At 62.3% G+C, this 23,300-nt stretch carries 20 protein-coding genes; 11 read left to right on the forward strand and 9 right to left on the reverse strand.

All coding sequences use genetic code 11. The features are described from left to right. The first annotated feature begins 67 nt into the window (after positions 1-67). Positions 68-1,522: an MDR family MFS transporter gene (locus MF4836_RS21145; protein WP_443217375.1), complete on the forward strand. Its 1,455-nt coding sequence runs from the start codon at positions 68-70 to the stop codon at positions 1,520-1,522. Between the two features lie 21 nt (positions 1,523-1,543). Here MF4836_RS21145 and MF4836_RS21150 read toward each other — a convergent pair whose 3' ends face one another. The 4 genes from MF4836_RS21150 to MF4836_RS21165 all read right to left on the reverse strand — a co-directional run bounded on the left by MF4836_RS21150 (position 1,544) and on the right by MF4836_RS21165 (position 5,444). Then, entirely contained in the window at positions 1,544-2,389 is an 846-nt protein-coding gene (locus MF4836_RS21150) for a cache domain-containing protein (protein ID WP_078471900.1), read from the reverse strand. A gap of 124 nt (positions 2,390-2,513) precedes the next feature. Continuing rightward, positions 2,514-3,353 carry an ATPase gene (locus MF4836_RS21155; protein WP_078471901.1) on the reverse strand — a complete coding sequence of 280 codons (840 nt, stop codon included), beginning with the start codon at positions 3,351-3,353 and terminating at the stop codon, positions 2,514-2,516. Positions 3,354-3,458: 105 nt separating this feature from the next. Further along, positions 3,459-4,451: an NAD-dependent epimerase/dehydratase family protein gene (locus MF4836_RS21160; RefSeq protein ID WP_078471902.1), complete on the reverse strand. Its 993-nt coding sequence runs from the start codon at positions 4,449-4,451 to the stop codon at positions 3,459-3,461. Positions 4,452-4,544: 93 nt separating this feature from the next. After that, positions 4,545-5,444, reverse strand: a complete 900-nt coding sequence (locus MF4836_RS21165; RefSeq protein WP_078471903.1) for a LysR family transcriptional regulator ArgP — start codon at positions 5,442-5,444, stop codon at positions 4,545-4,547. A gap of 96 nt (positions 5,445-5,540) precedes the next feature. On the opposite strand from MF4836_RS21165, the gene MF4836_RS21170 reads away from it, so the two are divergent. From MF4836_RS21170 to MF4836_RS21215, 10 genes are all read left to right on the forward strand, one after another. Then, the gene (locus tag MF4836_RS21170; RefSeq protein ID WP_078471904.1) at positions 5,541-5,942 is read left to right on the forward strand and encodes an ACT domain-containing protein; all 402 of its coding nucleotides are present in this window, start codon (positions 5,541-5,543) and stop codon (positions 5,940-5,942) included. Between the two features lie 5 nt (positions 5,943-5,947). Further along, positions 5,948-6,550, forward strand: a complete 603-nt coding sequence (locus MF4836_RS21175) for a LysE/ArgO family amino acid transporter (RefSeq protein WP_020298615.1) — start codon at positions 5,948-5,950, stop codon at positions 6,548-6,550. Positions 6,551-6,726: 176 nt separating this feature from the next. Continuing rightward, positions 6,727-7,323 (forward strand): superoxide dismutase, encoded by a 597-nt coding sequence (locus MF4836_RS21180; RefSeq protein WP_078471905.1) that lies wholly within the window; start codon positions 6,727-6,729, stop codon positions 7,321-7,323. 304 nt (positions 7,324-7,627) lie between these two features. Next, the gene (locus MF4836_RS21185; protein ID WP_078471906.1) at positions 7,628-9,679 is read left to right on the forward strand and encodes a putative bifunctional diguanylate cyclase/phosphodiesterase; all 2,052 of its coding nucleotides are present in this window, start codon (positions 7,628-7,630) and stop codon (positions 9,677-9,679) included. Positions 9,680-9,839: 160 nt separating this feature from the next. Further along, the gene (locus tag MF4836_RS21190; protein ID WP_078471907.1) at positions 9,840-11,183 is read left to right on the forward strand and encodes an imelysin family protein; all 1,344 of its coding nucleotides are present in this window, start codon (positions 9,840-9,842) and stop codon (positions 11,181-11,183) included. Positions 11,184-11,361: 178 nt separating this feature from the next. Next, complete coding sequence (locus tag MF4836_RS21195) at positions 11,362-12,789, forward strand: di-heme oxidoreductase family protein (protein ID WP_078471908.1); 1,428 nt, start codon at positions 11,362-11,364, stop codon at positions 12,787-12,789. A gap of 31 nt (positions 12,790-12,820) precedes the next feature. Further along, positions 12,821-13,885, forward strand: coding sequence for an imelysin family protein (locus tag MF4836_RS21200; protein WP_078471909.1), 1,065 nt, complete (start codon positions 12,821-12,823; stop codon positions 13,883-13,885). Between the two features lie 2 nt (positions 13,886-13,887). Then, complete coding sequence (locus MF4836_RS21205; protein ID WP_078471910.1) at positions 13,888-14,985, forward strand: DUF1513 domain-containing protein; 1,098 nt, start codon at positions 13,888-13,890, stop codon at positions 14,983-14,985. Positions 14,986-15,122: 137 nt separating this feature from the next. Beyond that, positions 15,123-16,274, forward strand: a complete 1,152-nt coding sequence (locus MF4836_RS21210; RefSeq protein ID WP_078471911.1) for an efflux RND transporter periplasmic adaptor subunit — start codon at positions 15,123-15,125, stop codon at positions 16,272-16,274. 13 nt (positions 16,275-16,287) lie between these two features. Next, positions 16,288-19,311, forward strand: coding sequence for a multidrug efflux RND transporter permease subunit (locus tag MF4836_RS21215; RefSeq protein ID WP_078471912.1), 3,024 nt, complete (start codon positions 16,288-16,290; stop codon positions 19,309-19,311). Positions 19,312-19,369: 58 nt separating this feature from the next. Here the strand turns inward: MF4836_RS21215 and MF4836_RS21220 are convergent, their stop codons facing one another. From MF4836_RS21220 to colR, 5 genes are all read right to left on the reverse strand, one after another. Then, a complete protein-coding gene (locus MF4836_RS21220; RefSeq protein WP_020298606.1) occupies positions 19,370-19,597 on the reverse strand; it encodes a hypothetical protein in 228 nt (75 codons plus the stop codon). A gap of 2 nt (positions 19,598-19,599) precedes the next feature. Continuing rightward, positions 19,600-20,313 carry a lipopolysaccharide kinase InaA family protein gene (locus tag MF4836_RS21225; protein ID WP_078471913.1) on the reverse strand — a complete coding sequence of 238 codons (714 nt, stop codon included), beginning with the start codon at positions 20,311-20,313 and terminating at the stop codon, positions 19,600-19,602. Positions 20,314-20,317: 4 nt separating this feature from the next. Further along, positions 20,318-20,998: a class I SAM-dependent methyltransferase gene (locus MF4836_RS21230; protein ID WP_078472052.1), complete on the reverse strand. Its 681-nt coding sequence runs from the start codon at positions 20,996-20,998 to the stop codon at positions 20,318-20,320. A gap of 199 nt (positions 20,999-21,197) precedes the next feature. Then, entirely contained in the window at positions 21,198-22,478 is a 1,281-nt protein-coding gene (locus MF4836_RS21235; protein WP_078471914.1) for a sensor histidine kinase, read from the reverse strand. Continuing rightward, the gene (gene colR / locus MF4836_RS21240; RefSeq protein WP_078471915.1) at positions 22,468-23,151 is read right to left on the reverse strand and encodes a two-component system response regulator ColR; all 684 of its coding nucleotides are present in this window, start codon (positions 23,149-23,151) and stop codon (positions 22,468-22,470) included. The genes MF4836_RS21235 and colR overlap by 11 nt, the downstream gene beginning before the upstream one ends. Positions 23,152-23,300 lie beyond the last annotated feature (149 nt).

Raw genomic sequence — 23,300 nt, forward strand, 5'->3', positions numbered from 1 at the left:
TTTCGTGACCCAGCTTCCCCCGCCCGGCCAGGCCACCCCGGCCATACGCAGTGTGCTGATCGCCCTGATGCTGGCGATTTTCCTTGGCGCACTGGACCAGACCATCGTCGCTGTTTCCATGCCGGCCATTTCCGCGCAGTTCAAGGATGTCAGCCTGCTGGCGTGGGTCATTTCCGGCTACATGGTGGCCATGACCGTGGCCGTGCCGATCTACGGCAAGCTCGGCGACCTCTATGGCCGACGCAAACTGATGCTGTTCGGCATGGGCCTGTTTACCCTGGCCTCGCTGTTCTGCGGCATGGCGCAAAGCATGGAACAACTGGTGCTGGCGCGGATTTTCCAGGGCATCGGCGCCGGTGGGATGATTTCGGTGAGCCAGGCGATCATCGGCGATATCGTTCCCCCCCGTGAGCGCGGGCGCTACCAGGGTTACTTCAGCGGCATGTATGCGGTGGCCAGCGTCGCCGGGCCGGTGCTCGGCGGCTACATGACCGAGTACCTGTCCTGGCGCTGGGTGTTCCTGATCAACCTGCCCCTGGGCCTGGGTGCCTGGCTGGTGGCCCATCGCACCCTGGTCGGGCTGCCCCTGCCGCAACGCAAGCCGATCATCGATTACCTCGGCACGCTGTTGATGATCATCGGCCTGACCGCCCTGCTGCTGGGCATCACCGAGATCGGCCAGGGCCACGCCTGGCGCAGCAACCAGGTCCTTGGCCTGCTCGGTATCGCCGTGGTCGCCCTGGCGCTGTTTGTCTTGCACGAGCGCAGGGCCCGCGAGCCATTGCTGCCGATGCACCTGTTCGCCAACCGCAACGCGGTGCTGTGCTGGTGCACGATCTTTTTCAACAACTTCCAGGCCATTTCCCTGATTGTGCTGATGCCGCTGCGGTTCCAGAGTGTCACCGGCGCCGGGGCCGACAGCGCTGCGCTGCACCTGCTGCCACTGGCCATGGGCTTGCCGATGGGGGCTTATTGCGCCGGGCGCCGGACCTCGGTGACCGGGCGCTACAAACCGATGATCCTCGGCGGCGCGCTATTGATGCCGATCGCGATCCTCGGCATGGCCTTCAGCCCGCCCCAGGCGGTGCTGCTGAGCAGCCTGTTCATGCTGTTGTGCGGGATTGCCGGTGGCATGCAGTTCCCCACCTCGCTGGTGGGCACCCAGAATGCGGTGGAGCAAGGGGACATAGGCGTGGCCACCAGCACCACCAACCTGTTCCGTTCCCTCGGCGGAGCTGTCGGGGTGGCACTGATGTCGGCGCTGCTGCTGACCTTGCTGCAACACTCCGGCCTGGTTCACCTGTCGGGCGCGGCACTGCTGGTCGAAGGCAGCTCGGGCAACGCCTTGCTCGACAGTCTGAATGCTGCGCCCGGTCCTGCGCAGGACGCCTTGCGCGCCGAGTTGCTGCTGACCTTCCGCCATCTGCTGATGGTCAGCGCGGCGGTGTCGCTGCTGGGGCTGGCAGCGGCTCTGGCCATGCCCAACATGCTCCTGCGCGGCCGCGAAGACGCCGTGCGCTAGGCCGCGCCAGGGTTCAGGGTGTCACGGACTGTAATAACCCACCGCCACCAGCAGGTCGCCGACCTTGCGCAGGTACGCGTGTTTGTCTTCGACCTTGCCGGTTACCGGGTTTTTCCAGCGGTACTCATATTCCCCCTGATCCTGCTTGGCCATTAGGGCCAGGATCGGCTCGCCCACCGGCTTGCCCTCGGGGTCGCGGATCTTGCCAAAGTCGGTATTGATCAAGCGCAGGTTGGTGCCGTGGGCCACGTAGCGATGGGTCTTGAGGTCGACGACAAAGACATACAGGTCGTCCTGCAGAAAACCGCCCTTGAGTGAGTTGATGGCGTTGAGGGTTTGTTTCTGATCGCTGCCAAGTGCGGTGGCCGCCTTGTCCAGCAGCGCCCTGGCCTGATCGGCCGACGCCCGGGGCAGGTAATAGCCGACCGCCAGAATGCGCTCGCCGACCCGTTGGAAAAACACCCGCTTGCGCTCGACCTTGCCATCGGCCCAGTTCTGCCAGCGGTACTCGGCTTCCTGGACGCCCTCGCTCGGGGTCTTGAGCACATCCTTGAAAGCTTTTTTCAGGTCCGGCCCAAGCACCTCGGACACATCACGACCGATCAGCGCCGCCGATGGACCTCCGCTGGCGAGCATCACGCCGTGGGTGTCGACCACGAACACATAGCGGTCCTTGTCGACAAAATCGCCCTGACGGCTGAACGCGGCAAACGCCTTGTCACCCTGCTGCTGATAATAAGCCACGGCTTTTTCCAGCAAGGCCCTGGCCGCTGCTCCTTCATCTGCGTCTGGTGCGGCCGCCAGGGCGACACTGCCAAAGAGCATCAACAAACCGTACAGCCAGGAACCTTTCAGCAAAGCCTTCATTGCCCATCCCTCGTTCTTGTTGGTGTTTCAAGAGCGTAGACGGCAACGGGCTATGGTCGAGTATTCAGTCAACGGGGGGCAGGAGGAGCCTTCCCACGCCGTGCGCAGGAAGGCTGGGGTTCGATCAGGGACGGGCGCTGATCTGCTGTTGCAGGTTCTGGATCTGGCTTTGCAGGGTGTTGATGTTGCGCGTGACCTGACCCCGGAAGGCGTCGAACTCAGCGGTATTGGTCGCCCCTTGTGCCGGTGCCGGATGGTTATCCTGCTGGCTCTTGAGCACGATCATGTCCTGCTCCAGGCGCTCCACGGCGGCGCTCGGGTTGCCCTGTTTTTTCAGTGCAGCGACGTCAGCCGCCAGGCTCTTGAGCTGAGCATCGAGCTTGCCGGCATCGCCCTGGCCGCCCTTGAGGGTCGCCAACTCGGCGCTCAAGGCTTTGACCTGAGCCTGCAACTGGGTGTTGGCGGCCTGCTGTTCGGTGGTCTGGGCGCTCATCTGGGCCAGGCGTTTGTCGAGGTCGGTGGCTTGTCCGGCAACGCCTTGCTGCTGCTTGCCTTGATCCAGCAACTTGCTTTCGAGCTGCTTGATCTGCAGCTTCAACGCCTCGCTGTCGCTGTTGACGTTGGACTGGCTGGCCACCACCTTGCCGGAGATATCCTGCAAACGCCCCGCCGCCTCCTCACTGATGCGGGCAAAGCTTTCCTGGGTTGCCACCAGTTGCTGCTCCATCAGCGAAATCTGCTGGAAACTCCACCAGGCCAGGCCGATAAAGGCAAAGAACAATGCCCCAACCAGCGCCCACAGTGGCCCGGTGCTCGGCCCCTTGACCTTGACCACCGGCGTACTGCGCGAATGCACGGCGGTGCGCTCGCGGACAGCGGTGGTAGTCGGGAAATCATCGTCATCGAGAGGGTCGGCGCGCAGGCTGGGAACATCATCGAAGTCGTCGTTGGCATCGTTACGCATGGGTCAACCTTTGTGAACCGCAGTAATGGCTGGGTGAGCGAGTATAAACCGCTAATTCGCCGCACTGATCGACCCTGAAGTGCAAACTCGGTTCAGTGTTTGTTTTCAGCGTATGTCCTGAGCCTTCCACCAACCGCAGAATTCGTCGAGGGCGGTCCACAGGCTGATCTTGGGCTCGTAGTCCAGATAATGCCGGGCCCGGCTGATATCGAGGGTGAAGTTCTTGTTCATCACCTGCATCCCCAGGCGCGACAGGGTCGGCTCGGGGCGGCCGGGCCACAGCTTGCACGCCCCCTCATTGAGCGCCGCCAGGCTGTAGGCCAGGCCGTAGGAGCGGTAGCGCGTGACCTGCGGCACTTCCATCTGGCGCATCACATAGTTGATGACATCCCACACCGGCACCGGGGCGCCGTTACTGATGTTGTAGGCCTTGCCCAGGGCCGAGCCGGCAGCCAGCAGACTGCTGAACAGGGCTTCATTGAGGTTTTGCACGCTGGTGAAGTCGACCTTGTTCAGGCCATTGCCGACAATCGCCAGCCGCCCCTTGCGCTGCATCTTCAACAGTCGCGGAAAAATGCTCATGTCCCCGGCGCCGGTGACGAAGCGCGGGCGCAGTGCCAGGACTTCCAGCCCGAACTCCTGGGCGCCGAAGACTTTCTGCTCGGCCAGGTACTTGGTTGCGGCATAGGGATGCTTGAAGCGCTTGGGCACTTGTTCTTCAGTCAGGCCCAGGTGGTCGCGGCCGTCGAAGTAGATCGACGGCGACGACAGATGCACCAGACGCCGCACATTTTGCTTGAGGCAGGCCTCGACCACGTTTTCGGTGACCAGCACATTGCCCTGGTGGAAGTCCTGATAACGCCCCCACAAACCCACCGCGCCGGCGCAGTGGACCACCGCGTCGACATCACGGCACAGGGTGCGTACCAGGCCGGCATCGCTCAAGTCGCCCTGGATGAACTCGGCCCCGCGGCGCAGCAAATGCTCGACCGCTTCGGCCCGGCGCCCGTTGACCCGTACATCCAGGCCTTGCTCAAGGGCGAACCGCGCAAAGCGCCCGCCAATGAAGCCGCTTGCGCCGGTTACCAGAATTTTCATGACTTCTCCTAGAAATGCAGTGCGCGCTTCAAGCCACGGGCTGCACGTTAAATCTTCACGCAAGCACATCACGTGTCGCTTGCAGCTTGACGCTTACGGCTGCACCCAGGGCACCAACCATTGCGCAGAGGAACGCGCCAGATGCTCAGTCAGCAACCCCAGCAATTGCCCGCCATTGCGCCAATGATGCCAGTACAGCGGCACATCGATCGGCTTATCTGGCAGCAGCTCCAGCAATTGGCCCCGTGCCAGCTGTTCGCGCACTTGCAGTTCCGGCACCAGGCCCCAGCCCAGGCCAGCCTCCGTAAGACGGATAAACCCCTCCGAAGACGGGCACAAATGGTGCTCGAACCCGCCATTGACCCCGAGCGACGCCAGGTAGCGATGCTGCAGAAAGTCATCCGGGCCGAACACCAATGCCGGGGTGCGGGCCAATTGCTCGGCGCGCACGCCCTGGGGGAAATGGCGCTGGATAAAGGCCGGGCTGGCCAGGGCGCGATAACGCATGGCGCCCAACAGCAGGCTGCGCGCACCGGCCACCGGCCGCTCGCTGGCACAGACACAAGCCGCCACTTCCCCGGCGCGCATGCGCTTGAGGCCGACGGTCTGGTCTTCGACCACCAGGTCCAGCAGCAGGTGCTGTTCAGCACAGAAATCCCCCACCGCCTCGGCCCACCAGGTGGCCAGGCTGTCGGCATTGAGGGCGATGCGCAGGCGCTCCGGCAGGCCTTCTTCATCCAGCGCCGGCACCAGGCTCTGCAGGTCGCGTTCGAGCAGACGCACCTGCTGCACATGGTTAAGCAGGCGCCGGCCGATCTCCGTCGGCGCCGGCGGCGTGGCCCGCACCAGCACCGGCTGCCCGACCCGGGCCTCCAGCAATTTGATGCGCTGGGAGATGGCCGATTGCGACAGCCCCAGCACCTGGGCCGCGCGTTCGAACCCCGCCTGCTCGACCACGGCGGCCAGGGCCGAGAGCAATTTGTAGTCGAACATCAGTTTTCCTAATGAGCGATCAGTAATATTGGTTTTTCTTATACAACCTTGAACCGGAGAATAGCCAGCATGCCTCTTCGATCAAGGACTTCTTTCATGGCCGGTGAAACCACCCTCGCCACGTTGCTGCGCAGCATGAGCCCGCAGCTCAATGCCGGCGAATACGTATTCTGCTGCATCGCCGACGCCAGCCAGCTTCAGGGCTGTGAAGCGGTGGGCAGCTTTCGCGAACAGGAAGGCCTGACCGTCATTCTCGAACGCGCCCAGGCCGTACGACTGGGCCTTGGCTTCGACTATGTCGCTGCCTGGATCACCCTCAACGTGCATTCGGCATTGCAGGCCGTCGGCCTGACCGCCGCCTTCTCCGGCGCCCTGGGCCAGGCCGGTATCAGTTGCAACGTGATGGCCGGCTATTACCACGACCACCTGTTTGTCGGCCTGGAAGATGCCGGGCGGGCCATGGATGTATTGCAACAACTGACCGCGGGCCAGGAGTAAGGACTATGTGGCAAAGCTATATCAACGGCCTGCTGGTCGCCGCGGGGCTGATCATGGCGATCGGCACCCAGAACGCCTTTGTCCTGGCGCAGAGCCTGCGGCGCGAGCATCACCTGCCGGTGGCGGCGCTGTGCGTGACCTGCGATGCGTTACTGGTTGCGGCCGGCGTCTTCGGCCTGGCCACTGTGCTGGCCCAGAACCCGACCCTGCTGGCCGTGGCACGCTGGGGCGGCGCGGTGTTCCTCATTTGGTACGGCAGCCAGGCCCTGCGCCGCGCCTGCTCGAAACAAAGCCTGCAACAGGGCGAAAACCAGGCCGTACGCTCCCTGCGCGCAGTGCTGCTCAGTGCCCTGGCGGTGACCCTGCTCAACCCCCATGTCTACCTCGACACGGTGCTGCTGATCGGCTCCCTGGGGGCGCAGCAAACTGAGCCTGGGGCCTACGTGGTCGGTGCCGCCAGTGCCTCGCTGCTGTGGTTTTTCACCCTCGCCCTGGGCGCGGCATGGCTCGCTCCGTGGCTCGCGCGGCCGAGCACCTGGCGGATTCTCGACCTGCTGGTGGCGGTCATGATGTTCAGCGTCGCGTGGCAATTGATCAGCGCCGGCTGACTTATTCCAAAAGGCTCTGGAACCTCTATCCCACACAGTTGTTGCGTGGTTTTGCCGCACCCCCGGTGCTATGATCCAGCCCCTGCGCCGCAAAGAGTACAAACTCCCCGGCGCTTGTTTGGCCGCCCGTGATCGGCCTTGCGCTCACCGCAACTGACCTGATTAGGAGAATCATCATGGCTTTCGAATTGCCGCCGCTGCCCTACGCACACGATGCCCTGCAGCCGCACATCTCCAAGGAAACCTTGGAATTCCACCACGACAAGCACCACAACACCTACGTCGTGAACCTGAACAACCTGGTGCCAGGCACCGAGTTCGAAGGCAAGACCCTGGAAGAAATCGTCAAGACTTCCTCGGGCGGTATCTTCAACAACGCCGCTCAGGTCTGGAACCACACTTTCTACTGGAACTGCCTGGCGCCAAACGCCGGCGGCCAACCTACCGGCGCCCTGGCTGAAGCCATCAACGCGGCTTTCGGTTCGTTCGACAAGTTCAAAGAAGAATTCACCAAGACTTCCGTCGGCACCTTCGGTTCCGGTTGGGGCTGGCTGGTGAAAAAGGCTGACGGTTCACTGGCCCTGGCCAGCACCATCGGCGCCGGCAACCCGCTGACCAGCGGCGATACCCCGCTGCTGACCTGCGATGTCTGGGAACACGCTTACTACATCGACTACCGCAACGTGCGTCCGAAGTACGTCGAAGCGTTCTGGAACCTGGTCAACTGGAAATTCGTCGCTGAGCAATTCGAAGGCAAGAACTTCGTTGCCTAAGCGCGTTTTGCAGTAGAAAAAAGCCCGGCATTGCCGGGCTTTTTTCGTCCGTAGCCTGGGATATGTCTTGCCCCAAAGCGATGGCGCGCTAACATCTACTCAGTAAAAAATATGACCTGCCCCTCAAGTTGCAGGGCCTCGCTACCGACACATTATCAATGGGCCAAAATGCTCCTAATCAGTGCATTCCGGCCAAGCCTACCGGCGAAATATCCTGAGCACGATTGTCTCTTTGACTGCCAACACGGGATTGCCAATACTCATGGCAACTTGACGCTACGCGCACGGAACAAGGAATAGCCCTTTGAAGCTGGAACTCAAAAACAGCTTGTCGGTGAAGTTGCTCCGGGTTGTGCTGCTGTCGGCACTGATCGTGGGCGTAGTCTTGAGCTGCGCGCAAATTGTCTTCGACGCCTACAAGACTCGGCAGGCGGTGGCCAACGATGCCCAGCGCATTCTCGACATGTTTCGCGACCCATCGACCCAGGCGGTCTACAGCCTGGACCGGGAAATGGGGATGCAGGTCATTGAAGGGCTGTTTCAGGACGATGCCGTGCGCATGGCCTCCATCGGCCATCCCAACGAAACCATGCTCGCGGAAAAAAGCCGTGAGCTGCAGCAATCCCCCAGTCGCTGGCTCACCGACCTGATCCTCGGCCAGGAGCGCACCTTTACCACGCAGTTGGTAGGTCGCGGCCCCTACAGCGAATATTACGGCGACCTGAGCATCACCCTCGACACCGCCACCTACGGCAAGGGCTTCATTGTCAGTTCGGTGATCATTTTCATTTCCGGCGTCCTGCGTGCCCTGGCCATGGGCCTGGTGCTGTACCTGGTGTATCACTGGCTGCTGACCAAGCCGCTGTCGCGCATCATCGAGCACCTGACCACCATCAACCCGGACCGTCCCAGCGAACACCAGATTCCACTGCTCAAGGGCCACGAGAAAAACGAACTGGGGATCTGGATCAACACCGCCAACCAGTTGCTGGCCTCCATCGAACGCAATACCCACCTGCGCCACGAAGCGGAAAACAGCCTGTTGCGCATGGCCCAGTACGACTTCCTGACCGGCTTGCCCAACCGCCAGCAATTGCAGCAGCAACTGGACAAGATCCTGGTGGACGCCGGGCGCCTGCAACGCCGAGTCGCGGTGCTGTGTGTCGGCCTGGATGACTTCAAGGGCATCAACGAACAGTTCAGCTACCAGACCGGCGACCAGTTGCTGCTGGCCCTGGCCGACCGCCTGCGTGGCCACAGCGGCCGCCTCGGCGCCCTCGCGCGCCTGGGCGCAGACCAGTTCGCCCTGGTCCAGGCCGATATCGAACAACCCTATGAAGCCGCGGAACTGGCCCAGAGCATCCTCGACGATCTGGAAGCGGCGTTCGCCCTCGATCATCAGGAAATACGCCTGCGCGCCACCATCGGCATCACCCTGTTTCCCGAAGACGGCGACAGCACCGAGAAGCTGCTGCAAAAAGCCGAGCAGACCATGACCCTGGCCAAGACTCGGTCGCGCAACCGTTATCAGTTCTATATCGCCAGCGTCGACAGCGAGATGCGCCGCCGTCGCGAGCTGGAAAAAGACCTGCGCGAAGCCCTGGTGCGCGAACAGTTCTATCTGGTCTATCAACCGCAGATCAGCTACCGCGATCACCGCGTGGTCGGGGTCGAGGCATTGATTCGCTGGCAGCACCCGGAGCACGGCCTGGTGCCACCGGACCTGTTCATTCCTCTGGCCGAACAGAACGGCACCATCATCGCCATCGGCGAATGGGTGCTGGACCAGGCCTGCCGGCAACTGCGCGAGTGGCACGACATGGGTTTCAGCGACCTGCGCATGGCGGTCAATCTGTCCACGGTACAACTGCACCACGCCGAGCTGCCGCGGGTGGTCAACAACCTGCTGCAGATCTATCGCCTGCCACCGCGCAGCCTGGAGCTGGAAGTCACCGAGACCGGCCTGATGGAAGACATCAGCACCGCCGCCCAGCATCTGCTAAGCCTGCGCCGCTCCGGCGCGCTGATCGCCATCGACGACTTCGGCACCGGCTACTCCTCATTGAGCTATCTCAAGAGCCTGCCGCTGGACAAGATCAAGATCGACAAGAGCTTCGTTCAGGACCTGCTGGATGACGATGATGATGCAACCATCGTGCGGGCAATCATCCAGTTGGGTAAAAGCCTGGGCATGCAGGTGATTGCCGAGGGTGTGGAAACCGCCGAGCAAGAGGCCTACATCATCTCCGAAGGCTGCCATGAAGGTCAGGGCTATCACTACAGCAAACCCCTGCCGGCCCGGGAGTTGAGCGCCTACCTGAAACAAGCCCAGCGCAGCAACGCGGCGATCCTCTGAGCGGGCAACCGCGCAACGGGGCTTGATCCAGCGCAACCGTCCCGCGAATAAGAAATATTTCCAAGAGCAACCCTTTACACATAATGCAAATCTTTCGCATTATGTGGCAGTTTTGCGCGCCCCCGCGCCTGTCCACCCCTCTCGAAGCAGGATGTTCGCCATGATTCGTATGCCTCTGGCTACCGCCAGTCTGTTGGCCATCGCTATTTCCCTCGCCGGTTGTGGCGAAGGCAAAGACAAGGCCGCCGCGCCTCAAGCGCCGACCCCAGCCACCAGCACTGCCACTCCTGCGGCAGACGCCAGCGCCGGCAAGGTCGACGAAGCCGCAGCCAAGGCCGTTGTCGCGCACTACGCCGACCTGGTCTTCGCCGTGTTCAGCGATGCCGAATCCACCGCGAAGAACCTGCAAACCGCAGTCGACGCCTTCCTCGCCAAGCCGAACGCCGACACCCTGGCCGCCGCCAAGACTGCCTGGATCGCCGCCCGCGTGCCTTACACCCAGAGCGAAGTGTTCCGCTTCGGCAACACCATCATCGACGACTGGGAAGGTCAGGTGAACGCCTGGCCCCTGGACGAAGGCCTGATCGACTACGTCGACAAGAGCTACGAGCACGCGCTGGGCAACCCGGGTGCCACCGCCAACATCATCGCCAACACTGAAGTCCAGGTCGGCGAAGACAAGGTCGACGTGAAAGACATCACTCCGGAAAAACTCGCCAGCCTCAATGAGCTGGGCGGTTCCGAAGCCAACGTCGCCACCGGCTACCACGCTATCGAATTCCTGCTCTGGGGCCAGGACCTCAACGGCACCGGTCCAGGCGCCGGCAATCGTCCAGCCTCGGACTACCTGGAAGGCGCCGGCGCCACCGGTGGCCACAACGATCGTCGTCGTGCCTACCTCAAGGCCGTAACCGACCTGCTGGTCAGCGACCTCGAAGAAATGGTCGGCAACTGGAAGCCGAACGTGGCCGACAACTACCGCGCCACCCTGGAAGCAGAACCGGCTGAAACCGGCCTGCGCAAAATGCTCTTCGGCATGGGCAGCCTGTCCCTCGGCGAACTGGCGGGCGAGCGCATGAAGGTTTCCCTGGAAGCCAACTCCCCTGAAGACGAGCAGGACTGCTTCAGCGACAACACCCACAACTCGCACTTCTACAACGCCAAGGGCATCCGCAACGTCTACCTGGGCGAGTACACCCGCACCGACGGTACCAAGCTGACCGGCGCCAGCCTGTCTTCCCTGGTGGCAAAAGCCGACCCTGCCGCCGACACCGCGCTCAAGGCCGACCTGGCCGACACCGAAGCCAAGATCCAGCTGATGGTCGATCACGCCAACAAAGGCGAGCACTACGACCAACTGATCGCGGCCGGCAACGACGCGGGCAACAAGATTGTGCGCGACGCCATCGCCGCCCTGGTCAAGCAGACCGGTTCGATCGAACAGGCCGCCGGCAAACTGGGGATCAGCGACCTGAACCCGGACAACGCCGATCACGAGTTCTGATCCGCGCTGCATAAAAAAGGCGACCTTCGGGTCGCCTTTTTGTTGCCTGCCCCACGCAATGGCTGGCAGACCCCGCCCAGCTTGTCCTGGGTCAAACCAAACGATAATTCCTCTTATTCAAATTTCGTCGCCCTGTTAGACTTTGCGCCCTTGTTTTGCTCGTCTTGCAGGATGTCCGATGCCCTTGTCGCTGCTTCGCTGGTCTGCGCTATTCATGGCCCTGAGCCTGAGTGCCTGCGATGACGCCCCGCGTTTCACCAAGGCCGAACCTGGCGAAGCCCGCTCAGGCGGCGCGGCCACGGTACGCAAGACCGATCAGAACGCCTTCTCCCTGCCCTCGGCCAACCTGTCGCCCACGCGGCGCCTGGACTTCAGCGTCGGCAACAGCTTTTTCCGCAGCCCCTGGGTGATCGCTCCGTCCACCACCACGGCCCGCGATGGCCTTGGCCCGCTGTTCAACACCAACGCTTGCCAGAACTGCCACATCAAGGACGGCCGCGGCCATCCGCCCACGCCAGATGCCGCCAACGCGGTGTCGATGCTGGTGCGCCTGTCGATCCCCAACGACCCGGCCTACGCCAAGCTCATCGAACAGGTCGGTATCGTGCCGGAGCCGGTGTATGGCGGGCAGTTCCAGGACATGGCCATCCCCGGCGTGGCCCCGGAAGGCAAAGTGCGCGTGGAGTACGACCCGGTCAGTGTGCGGTTCAAGGACGGCACCGAGATCGAGTTGCGCAAGCCAAGGTTGCTGCTGACTCAGTTGGGCTATGGGCCGATGCACCCGGACACCCGATTCTCGGCCCGCGTGGCACCACCGATGATCGGCCTCGGCCTGCTGGAGGCCATCCCCGAGGCGGCGATCCTGGCCAATGCCCAAGCCCAGGCCAGCGCCAAAAACGGCATCGCCGGCCGTCCCAATCAGGTCTGGGACGATGCCCTGCACAAAACCGTGCTCGGGCGTTTTGGCTGGAAAGCCGGGCAACCCAACCTCAATCAACAAAATGTTCACGCGTTTTCTGGTGATATGGGCCTGACCACCAGCCTGAGACCATTCGATGACTGCACCGACACCCAGACCGCCTGCAAACAAGCCCCCACTGGCAACGGCCCCGACGGTGAGCCGGAAGTCAGCGACAACATCCTGCGCCTGGTGCTGTTCTACAGCCGCAACCTGGCCGTTCCGGCCCGCCGCGATGTCGGCTCGCCGCAGGTCCTGGCCGGCAAGAATCTGTTCTTCCAGGCCGGTTGCCAGTCCTGTCACACCCCCAGCTACACCACGGCGGCCAATGCCGCCGAGCCCGAACTGGCCAACCAGGTGATCCGCCCCTACAGCGACTTGCTGCTGCATGACATGGGCGAAGGCCTGGCCGACCACCGCACCGAGTTTCTGGCCGGCGGCCGGGACTGGCGTACACCGCCACTGTGGGGCGTCGGCCTGACGCAGACGGTCAGCGGTCACACCCAGTTCCTGCATGACGGCCGCGCCCGCAACCTGCTCGAAGCCGTGCTCTGGCATGGCGGCGAAGCCCAAGCGGCGCAGCAACAGGTTTTATCTTTCAATGCCGAACAGCGTGCCGCGTTGCTGGCATTCCTGAATTCTCTATAAGCTTTTCTCCATTAAAAAAGGGAGCCCGACCATGTTTCGTCCCAAATTGCTGTTTACCAGCCTTGCCGCCCTCGCCCTCGGCGCCTGCTCGCCGCAGGACCCGCAGGCCGTGACCTCCGCAGCCATCGCCAAGCAGGTGATCCTGCCGACCTACAGCCGTTGGGTCGAGGCCGATCGTCAACTGGCGGTCAGCGCCCTGGCGTTCTGCGAAGGCAAGGAAAACCTCAACACCGCCCGTGCCGACTTCCTCCACGCGCAAAAAGCCTGGGCCGAGTTGCAACCGCTGCTGATCGGGCCGCTGGCCGAGGGCAATCGCTCGTGGCAGGTGCAGTTCTGGCCGGACAAGAAAAACCTGGTGGGGCGCCAGGTCGAGCAACTGGTCACCGCCAACCCGCAGATCGATGCGGCGGCGCTGGCCAAGTCCAGCGTGGTGGTACAAGGCCTGTCGGCCTATGAGTACATTCTGTTCGACAGCAAGATCGACATGGCCAACAGCGAGCAGAAAGCCCGCTACTGCCCTTTGCTGACCGCCATCGGCGAACGTCAGAAAACCCTGGCCGAAGAGATCCTGTCGAGCTGGAACAGCAACGACGGCATGCTGGCGCAGATGAGCAAGTTCCCCAACCAGCGCTACGCCGATTCCCATGAAGCGATCGCCGATCTGCTGCGGGTCCAGGTCACGGCCCTGGACACTTTGAAGAAAAAGCTCGGCACGCCGATGGGCCGCCAGAGCAAGGGCATCCCTCAGCCGTTCCAGGCTGATGCCTGGCGCAGCCAGTCGTCCCTGCAGAGCCTGGAAGCCAGCCTGAGCGCGGCGCAGACGGTCTGGGCCGGGGTCGACAACAAGGGCCTGCGTGGCCTGCTGCCGGCTGAGCAAAAGCCGCTGGCCGACAAGATTGATGCCGCCTACGCCGCGTCCCTGAAACTGTTCGCCAGCAGCCAGCGTTCCCTCAGCGAAATGCTCAGCGACGATGCCGGCCGCCAGCAACTCAACGATATCTACGACAGCCTCAACGTGGTCCACCGCCTGCACGAAGGCGAACTGGCCAAGGCGCTGGGCATCCAACTGGGCTTCAACGCCAACGACGGTGACTGATCATGCTGCGACGTCAGGCCGTGGCGCTCGGCAGCCTGCTGCTGAGCGCGGTCACCCTGGGCGGCTGGAAGCTGTTCAAGCAACAGAATCAAAGCCCTTTGCTGCTGTCGGCCAGGGATGATGGCGACGGTCAGCATTATGCGGTCGGCTACCGCCTGGATGGCCAGCAAGTGTTCGCCACCCAGGTCGGCCAGCGCTGCCACGACATCATCAATCACCCGACGTTGCCGATGGCGTTGTTCGTGGCCCGGCGCCCGGGCACCGAGAGTTACCTGATCGACCTGCGTGACGGCCGTCTGCTGCAGACCCTGAGCTCGCAGCCGAACCGGCACTTCTACGGCCATGCGGTGATCCATCACAGCGGCGACTGGCTATACGCCACCGAAAACGACACCACCGATCCCGGTCGTGGCCTGCTGGGCCTGTACCGATTCGAGGGGGAGCGACTGGTGCACAGTGGCGAGATTTCGACCCACGGCATCGGTCCGCACCAGGTGTCGTGGATGCCCGATGGCGAAACCCTGGTGGTGGCCAACGGCGGCATCCGCACCGAGGCCGAGAGCCGGGTTGAAATGAACCTCAATGCCATGGAGCCGAGCCTGGTACTGATGCGCCGCGACGGCACCCTGCTGAGCAAGGAAACCCTGGCCCAGCAGATGAACAGCGTGCGCCACCTGGGTATCGCCAGCGACGGCACCATCGTCGCCGGCCAGCAGTTCATGGGCGCCGCCCACGAGTCCTCCGAGCTGTTGGCGATCAAGCGTCCCGGGCAGCCCTTCGTCGCTTTCCCAGTGGCCGAGGAACAACTGCAAGCCATGGGGCATTACACCGCCAGCGTCGCAGTACACAGTGATTTGCGCCTGGTGGCCCTCACCGCGCCCCGGGGCAACCGCTTTTTTATCTGGGACCTGGACAGCGGCGAACTGCGCCTGGATGCGCCCCTGCCGGACTGCGCCGGAGTCGGTGCGGTCGCCGACGGCTTTGTCGTGACCTCGGGCCAGGGCCGTTGTCGCTTTTACGACTGCCGCCAGAAACAACTTGTGGCAAAACCCCTGGAGCTGCCCGCAGGCCTCTGGGATAACCATTTGCATCTGATCTAGCCGCTCCCCCCTTCGCCGCCCCTGGCGAAGGGGCTCCAGTTGAATGGATTGTCATCTGGAAGCCCCCGAAAAGACGGAGTAATGTGCCCGGCTATCCACGCTTTTTATTCCCGGCTTTTTGTCCAAGGAAACGGAATATGCTGCGCCGCCGCATGCTGATCATGTTGGGTATCGTCCTGTTAATCGTGCTGCTGCTGGCGGGCTACAAAGCCTTCTCCATCTACCGGCAGATTCAGGTGTTCTCGGCCCCACCGCCGCCGATCAGCGTCGCCGTGGCCACCGCCAGCGAGCGCCCCTGGCAAAACCGCCTGCCCACTGTCGGCACCCTCAAGGCCTTGCAGGGCGTCAACTTGAGCCTGGAAATCGCCGGCACCGTCAAAGACCTGCAGTTCGAGTCAGGGCAACAGGTCAAGGCCGGGCAAGCGCTGCTGCAACTCGACAGCGCAGTGGAAAGCGCCCTGCTGGAAACCGCCCAGGCCGACCTCGGGCTAGCCCAGCTGGATTTCGGTCGCGGCAGCCAACTGGTTGGCAGCCAGGCCATTTCCAAAGGCGAATTCGACCGACTTTCGGCGCAGTTGCAAAAGAACAAAGCCACGGTCAATCAACTGAAAGCCGCGCTGGCCAAGAAACGCATGCTCGCGCCCTTCAGCGGCACCATCGGCATCCGCCAGGTGGACATTGGCGACTACCTGGCCAGCGGCACGGTGATCGCTACCCTGCAGGACCTGAGCAGCCTCTACGTCGACTTCTACATTCCGGAACAGTCGGTGCCGAAAGTCGCCCTGGGCCAGCCGGTGCAGATCAGCGTCGCGGCCTACCCCGGGGAACAGGTCGAAGGCAAAATCAGCGCCATCAACCCCAAGGTCGAGAACAGCACGCGCAACGTGCTGGTCCGCGCCACCCTGGCGAACCCGGGCGGCAAGCTGCTGCCGGGGATGTTCGCCAACCTGCAAGTGCTGCTGCCGGATCCACAGGCAAAAATCGTGGTCCCGGAAAGCGCCATCGCCTACACCCTCTACGGTAATTCGCTGTACGTGGTGGCCCACAGGAAAGCGGCGGACGGCAGCGAGGAAAAAGACCCTCAGGGCCAGCCGATCCTGATCGCCGAGCGGCGCTACGTCGAAACCGGCGAACGTCGGGACGGCCTGGTGCTGATCAACAAGGGCGTGGCCAAGGGCGAGCAGGTGGTCAGCGCCGGGCAGATCAAGCTGGACAACGGCGCGCACATTGCCATCAGCCCGGACAAGCTGCTGCCCGATCATCAGAACAGCCAGCCACGTACTGACTGATCAAGGAATCACCATGGCTTTTACCGACCCGTTCATTCGTCGCCCGGTGCTCGCCACCGTGGTCAGCCTGCTGATTGTGCTGCTGGGCTTCCAGGCCTGGAGCAAGTTGCCCCTGCGCCAATACCCGCAGATGGAAAACGCCCTGATCACGGTGACCACGGCCTACCCCGGCGCCAACGCCGAGACCATCCAGGGCTATATCACCCAGCCGCTGCAACAGAGCCTGGCCAGTGCTGAAGGCATCGACTACATGACCTCGGTCAGCCGCCAGAACTTCTCGGTGATTTCGATCTACGCGCGCATCGGCTCCAACAGCGACCGCCTGTTCACAGAACTGTTGGCCAAGGCCAACGAGGTCAAGAACCAACTGCCGCAAGACGCCGAAGACCCGGTCCTGAGCCGGGAGGCCGCCGACGCCTCGGCGCTGATGTACATCAGCTTCTTCAGCAAGGAGCTGAATAACCCGCAGATCACCGACTATCTGTCGCGGGTCATCCAACCGAAGCTGGCGACCCTGCCGGGCATGGCCGAGGCCGAGATCCTTGGCAACCAGGTGTTCGCCATGCGCCTGTGGCTGGACCCGGTCAAGCTGGCCGGCTACGGCCTGAGCGCCAGTGACGTGACCGATGCCGTGCGCCGCTACAACTTCCTGTCGGCGGCCGGCGAGGTCAAGGGCGAGTACGTGGTGACCAGCATCAACGCCAACACCGAGCTCAAATCCGCCGAAGCCTTTGCCGCGATTCCGCTGAAAGTCGACGGTGACAGCCGGGTCCTGCTCAGCGACGTGGCACGGGTGGAAATGGGCGCGGAGAACTACAACGCAATCAGCTCTTTCGCCGGCACGCCTTCGGTCTACATCGGCATCAAGGCGACTCCCGGCGCCAACCCGCTGGATGTGATCAGGGAAGTGCGCAAGCTCATGCCCGAGCTGGAGTCCCAGCTGCCGCCCAACCTCAAGGTCGAGATTGCCTACGACGCCACGCTGTTTATCCAGGCCTCGATCAACGAGGTGCTCAAGACCCTGTTCGAAGCCGTGCTGATCGTGATTGTGGTGGTGTTCCTGTTTCTCGGCGCCCTGCGCTCGGTGGTGATCCCGGTGGTCACCATCCCGCTGTCGATGATCGGCGTGATGTTTTTCATGCAATTGATGGGCTACTCGATCAACCTCTTGACCCTGCTGGCCATGGTATTGGCCATCGGCCTGGTGGTGGACGATGCGATTGTGGTGGTGGAGAACATCCACCGGCATATCGAAGAGGGCAAGACGCCGCTGGACGCAGCCATCGAGGGCGCCCGGGAAATCGCCTTGCCGGTGGTTTCGATGACCATCACCCTGGCCGCGGTGTATGCGCCGATCGGGTTCCTGACGGGGCTGACCGGAGCGCTGTTCAAGGAGTTCGCCCTGACCCTGGCCGGGGCGGTGGTGATTTCCGGAGTGGTGGCCCTGACCCTGTCGCCGATGATGTGCGCGCTGTTGCTGCGCCACGATGCAAACCCCAGTGGCCTGGCCCACCGTCTCGACCACATATTCGAGGGCCTCAAGCGCCGCTACCAGCGCATGCTTCACGGCACCCTCAACACCCGGCCGGTGGTGCTGGTGTTCGCGTTGATCGTGCTGTGCCTGATTCCGCTGCTGCTCAAGTTCACCAAGTCGGAACTGGCCCCGGACGAGGACCAGGGGATCATTTTCATGATGGCCTCGGCCCCACAACCGGCCAACCTGGACTACCTCAACGCCTACACCGATGAGTTCATCACGATCTTCAAGGAGTTCCCCGAGTACTACTCATCGTTCCAGATCAACGGCTTCAACGGCGTGCAGTCAGGGATCGGCGGCTTCCTGCTCAAGCCCTGGAGCGAGCGCAGCCGGACCCAGATGCAAATCCTGCCGGAAGTTCAGGGCAAGTTGAGCTCCATCGCCGGGCTGCAGGTGTTTGGCTTCAACCTGCCGTCCCTGCCGGGCACCGGGGAGGGCCTGCCCTTCGCGTTCATCATCAACACCCCCAATGACTACGAGTCGTTGCTGCAAGTGGCCGAGCGCATCAAGAAACGCACCATGGAGTCCGGCAAATTCGCGTTCGTCGACCTCGATCTGGCCTTCGACAAACCGGAAGTGGTGGTCGATATCGACCGCGCCAAGGCGGCGCAGATGGGGGTTTCAATGCAGGATCTGGGCAGCACCCTGGCCACCTTGCTGGGGGAGGCGGAAATCAACCGTTTCACCATCGACGGCCGCAGCTACAAGGTGATCGCCCAGGTCGAGCGGGCCTACCGCGACAACCCCGAATGGTTGAACAACTATTACGTGAAAAATACCCAGGGCCAGGCGTTGCCGCTGTCGACCCTGATCACCGTCACTGACCGCGCACGTCCCCGGCAGTTGAATCAGTTCCAGCAACTCAACGCGGCCACCATGTCCGGCGTGCCCATCGTCAGCATGGGCGAGGCGATCGAGACCGTGCGTCAGATTGCCCGGGAGGAAGCACCGGCGGGTTACGCCTTCGACTATGCCGGTGCCTCCCGCCAGTTTGTGCAGGAAGGCAGCGCGCTCTGGGTCACCTTTGGCCTGGCACTGGCGATTATTTTCCTGGTGCTGGCCGCGCAGTTCGAGAGCTTTCGCGATCCACTGGTGATTCTGGTGACCGTGCCGCTGTCGATCTGCGGGGCGTTGATCCCGCTGTTTCTCGGCTGGTCGAGCATGAACATCTATACCCAGGTCGGACTGGTGACCCTGATCGGGCTGATCACCAAGCACGGGATCCTGATCGTTGAATTCGCCAACCAACTGCGCAAGGACAAGGGCCTGACCCCGCGTCAGGCAGTTGAAGAGGCCGCCGCCATACGCCTGCGTCCGGTACTGATGACCACTGCGGCCATGGTCTTTGGCATGGTGCCCTTGATCCTGGCCACCGGTGCGGGGGCCGTCAGCCGTTTTGACATCGGCACCGTGATCGCCACCGGCATGTCCATCGGTACCCTGTTCACCCTCTTCGTATTGCCGTGCATCTACACCTTACTGGCCAAGCCGGACAGATAAGCGCCAACACAGTAAAAGGCCTCGCAATGCGAGGCCTTTCAGGTGGGCTTGCTGCTCTTCAACTTTGCGGCCTCATTCCCTGAGTCATGCCGAACATGAATAACAACAGATCATGGTCGGGCTTGACCACCGCAGAGGCTTTGGCCACTCGTGGCAGAGGGCAATGCGCATCGCTGTGCATTGCACTGAGCACTTGCGTACGCGGCTGCTCCCAGGCAGCCACGGCCAGTGAGGCGACCACCAGGGCACCTACCAGAAACAAACCTCGTGCAACTTCTAGCTTCATCGCTATAAACCTTTGATAGCGCTGCCAAACGCCGTCTTGTAAAAGTAGTAGAGTTTGTCCCAGTCCGTGGCATTCCACGACGAATGGCGACGCAGTTGTTTCATGTCATGGGCCGCCGCTCGTTGACGGGACAGGCGTTGCCGACACTTCTCGAAATCCAGCAGCGCCACCTCGACCTCGGCCGACGCCCCGCTCCCGGTGACCTTGACGAACACATGCTTGGCATACAGGCAACCGTGCTGCCAACGCCCCTGATGCATGCGCGCCAGGGTCTGGGCCAATTCCTTGAGCAAACGATCATGCAGCGCTTCGTCGTGACGCTCACGCTCGCCCGCGGCATACCAGTTTTCCACTTCCACAAAGCCCTCGAGCGCCGCGGTGACCAACAGCGCCCGCCACTGGTGCTCGGGATCACGTTGCGCACCACAGAACACCAGCTCCGGCACCCGCACGTCCAACAGACGCAAGCCCTTGAGGGCGGTCTCCTCACGCAACACAGTGGGGCGACCAAAGGGGTGCAGCCAACTGCGATAAATATGCCCGGTCTGACGTTTTACATAGAGCAAACGGCCGTTGATGCCCGAAACCCGCTGCACACCGCTTTCCCCGCCTCGACGTCGATTGGGCTCTTCAACCCATTCGCCGTGTTGATTCCAAAAATAATCGAAGCGATCTGCGTGCGCGACGTCCATTTCCGATGCACATTCAACAGCCATCCTGTTACCTCTTACGTAGTACGTAAACCCGCCACATAGCGTAGAGCGGGAAAAAATCCAGACGATCCTGGACGCGAAAACCTGCCTGTTCAAATTCTTGTTCTACCGTGGCCGCAGGTAACACAAACCGGTTCTGGTAACCCTGCTCCCCGTTTTCCTCGAGCCGCTGGCGCTCCATGCGCTTGCGTTTCCAGGCCTTGAAATTACCGTCAACCCAGAGTGAAACGATGACGCTATCGCGGGTAACCCGCTGAAATTCCTGCAACAAGGCGACCCTATGCGCCGACTCACCAATGTGGTGTAGCAGACGCATTGAGAAAATGCTGTCGACTGCGTTATCTGGCAGATCGATGGCAAATGCAGAGGTCTGCAAGGGTTGTACCCGTTTTACCACCTCACCCGGTTGGGCCACGGTGGCTATCTTCAACATGGATGCGGAATTATCAGCACCAATGATCACGCGGTTGGCTTTTTCCGCCAGCAACGGCCAGAAGCGCCCGGCTCCACACGGCAAATCGAGCACCAGCCCCGGCTCACCGGCCAGGGCCAGGGCGGCACGGGCCAACTGCTCATCACGCCGATGGGACAATTTGCGCGCAAGACCGTTCTGGTGCTTGAGCAAATAGTCCTGGGCATGCTGATCGTCGTACTTTTCGGAAAATTCCAGCTTGATCGGGGTCGCCATCATCAAAGTCTCCTGCAACTGATGGCGCCACTTTAGGTAGCGGACTGTCAGCGTCAGGTCATGCTTTTGTGAAAACTTTGTCCCGTCCACGGCGAAAATATTACAGATTTTTACAGCTTATCCGAGGTGGCATGGGGCCACATGGCAGCAGATAAACGGCAAAGAGCAATGCCCCGGAGAACCGGGGCATAGGGAGGGTTCAGGCTTTGGCCTGGTTCAAATCCACCTGAAAGCGGCAACCGTTCGGGGTCATGGTGCTCAAGGTCACGGTCCAGCCCTGGTTTTCGCAGATCCGTTGCACCAGCGACAAGCCCAGGCCCAGGCCTTCGCCGCGCTTTTCATCGCCGCGGACAAAGGGCTCGAACATTGCTTCGCGCTTCTCCTCCGGGATACCGACACCGCTGTCTTCGACCACAAAACCCTGAGGCTGCAAGGTGAGGCGGATGTAGCCCTGCTCGGTGTAGTGCAACGCGTTGCGCAACAGATTTCCCATAACCGCGTGCAGGAAGGTCGCGTTATAGCGGGTGTCCAGGGGTTGTCTGGGTTCGAAGATGAGCTCGATGCCCTTATCGCGGATCGGCCCGCTCCAGAGCCCGATCAAATCATCGGCCACCTGGCTCAGCGTCAACTGCGGCGACATGCTCGCATCTTCACGCTGGGCCCGCGCCAGCATCAGGAACGTCTGCACCAGCTCGCGCATTTCCTCGCAGGCACGGGCGATGCGTTCGACCTGGGCGCGACCGCGCTGGTCGATGCAGGGGTTTTCCAGCAACAACTCGCAGGAGCTGGCCAGCACCATCAGTGGCGTGCGCAGCTCATGGCTGACATCGCTGGTAAACAGCCGTTCGCGACTCAGGGCCTGGCGCAAGCGGCCCAGGGTGGCGTCGAACGCCACCGCCAGCTCGCCGACTTCATCCGCCGCGTAGTCGGGCGCCAGCGGCGGGGCCAGGCCCAACAGTTGGTCGCGATGGCGGACCTGACGCGCCAGGCGCACCACCGGAGCCATGACGCGTCGCGCCAGGATCCAACCAAGAAACACCGCCAGCGCCAGGCTGAGGACAAACCCCACCAGCACCACAGCGAACAGCACCCGCTCGCGCTCTTCGAAATCACTTTGGTCCTGCAGCAGGACATAGCGCCGTCCGTCGACGACCTCGACCATGGCGTGGTACGACAGCTGCTCGCGAAACACCTCATGGAACCCGGGATCCAGATGGCGCAGATCCTTGGGCAATTCGAAATCACCACGGCCGCCACTGTAGTAAAACAGCTGGTCCGGCTCCGGGCGATGGCTCCAGTCACTGACGTTGTCCATCAGCAACAGCCGCTGCAGATCGCCCCCCAGCCCTGCGGAAATCAGTTTTTCCTCGACCAGGTGCACAGTGGCAACGATGCCCATGGCGAAGGCGCCCGCCACCAGCGCACTCATCAGGGCAAAGGCAATGATGATTCGCTGGGCAAGGCTTTGCTTAAACTCCATCTCGCCCCTCGGCCAGGCGATAACCGACGCCGTGCACAGTGTGCAGCAGGGGTTTGGCAAACGGCTTGTCGATCACCTGCCGCAACTGGTGCACATGGCTGCGCAGACTGTCGCTGTCAGGGCAGTCATCGCCCCACAGCGCTTCCTCGAGAATCTCGCGTCGCAACACATGGGGGCTTTTCTGCATCAGGACCGCCAGCAGCTTCAGCCCCACCGGGTTGAGCTTGAGCAAACGCCCCTCACGGGTGACCTCCAGGGTGTCCAGGTCATAGCTCAGGTCACCGACCTGCAACGCGCGGCGCCCGCCGCCCTGGGCCCGGCGCATCACGGCTTCGATGCGCGCGGCCAGCTCGGACAGGGCAAAAGGCTTGACCAGGTAGTCGTCGGCCCCGGACTTGAAGCCCAGCAGTCGGTCATCCAATTGATCGCGGGCAGTGAGCATGATCACCGGGGTGTCGCGCCGGGCGTCTTCGCGCAGGCGCTTGCACAGGGTGTAGCCATCGATTCCAGGCAGCATGATGTCGAGCACGATCAGGTCGTAATGCTCGGTGGCGGCCAGATGCAAACCTGACAAACCGTCCTGCGCACAGTCGACGGTGTAGCCCCTGAGCCCCAGGTAGTCGGCCAGATTGGCCAAAATATCGCGGTTGTCTTCAACCAATAAAATTCGCATCGGCACTTTCTCCACACGCTGTTACGGCCGTCTTGGCTCGCGCAGCTTACGGCCAAGCGCAGCTCAGAGCCAGAACTGCGCGAACAGCACTCCGGCCGCGGTGCCGACGGTGCCCGGCGCTTAACAAGTTTTTCACTATCGGTTCACAA

Origin of the sequence: Pseudomonas sp. MF4836, assembly GCF_002018875.1 — a bacterium.
Taxonomy (GTDB): Bacteria; Pseudomonadota; Gammaproteobacteria; order Pseudomonadales; family Pseudomonadaceae; genus Aquipseudomonas.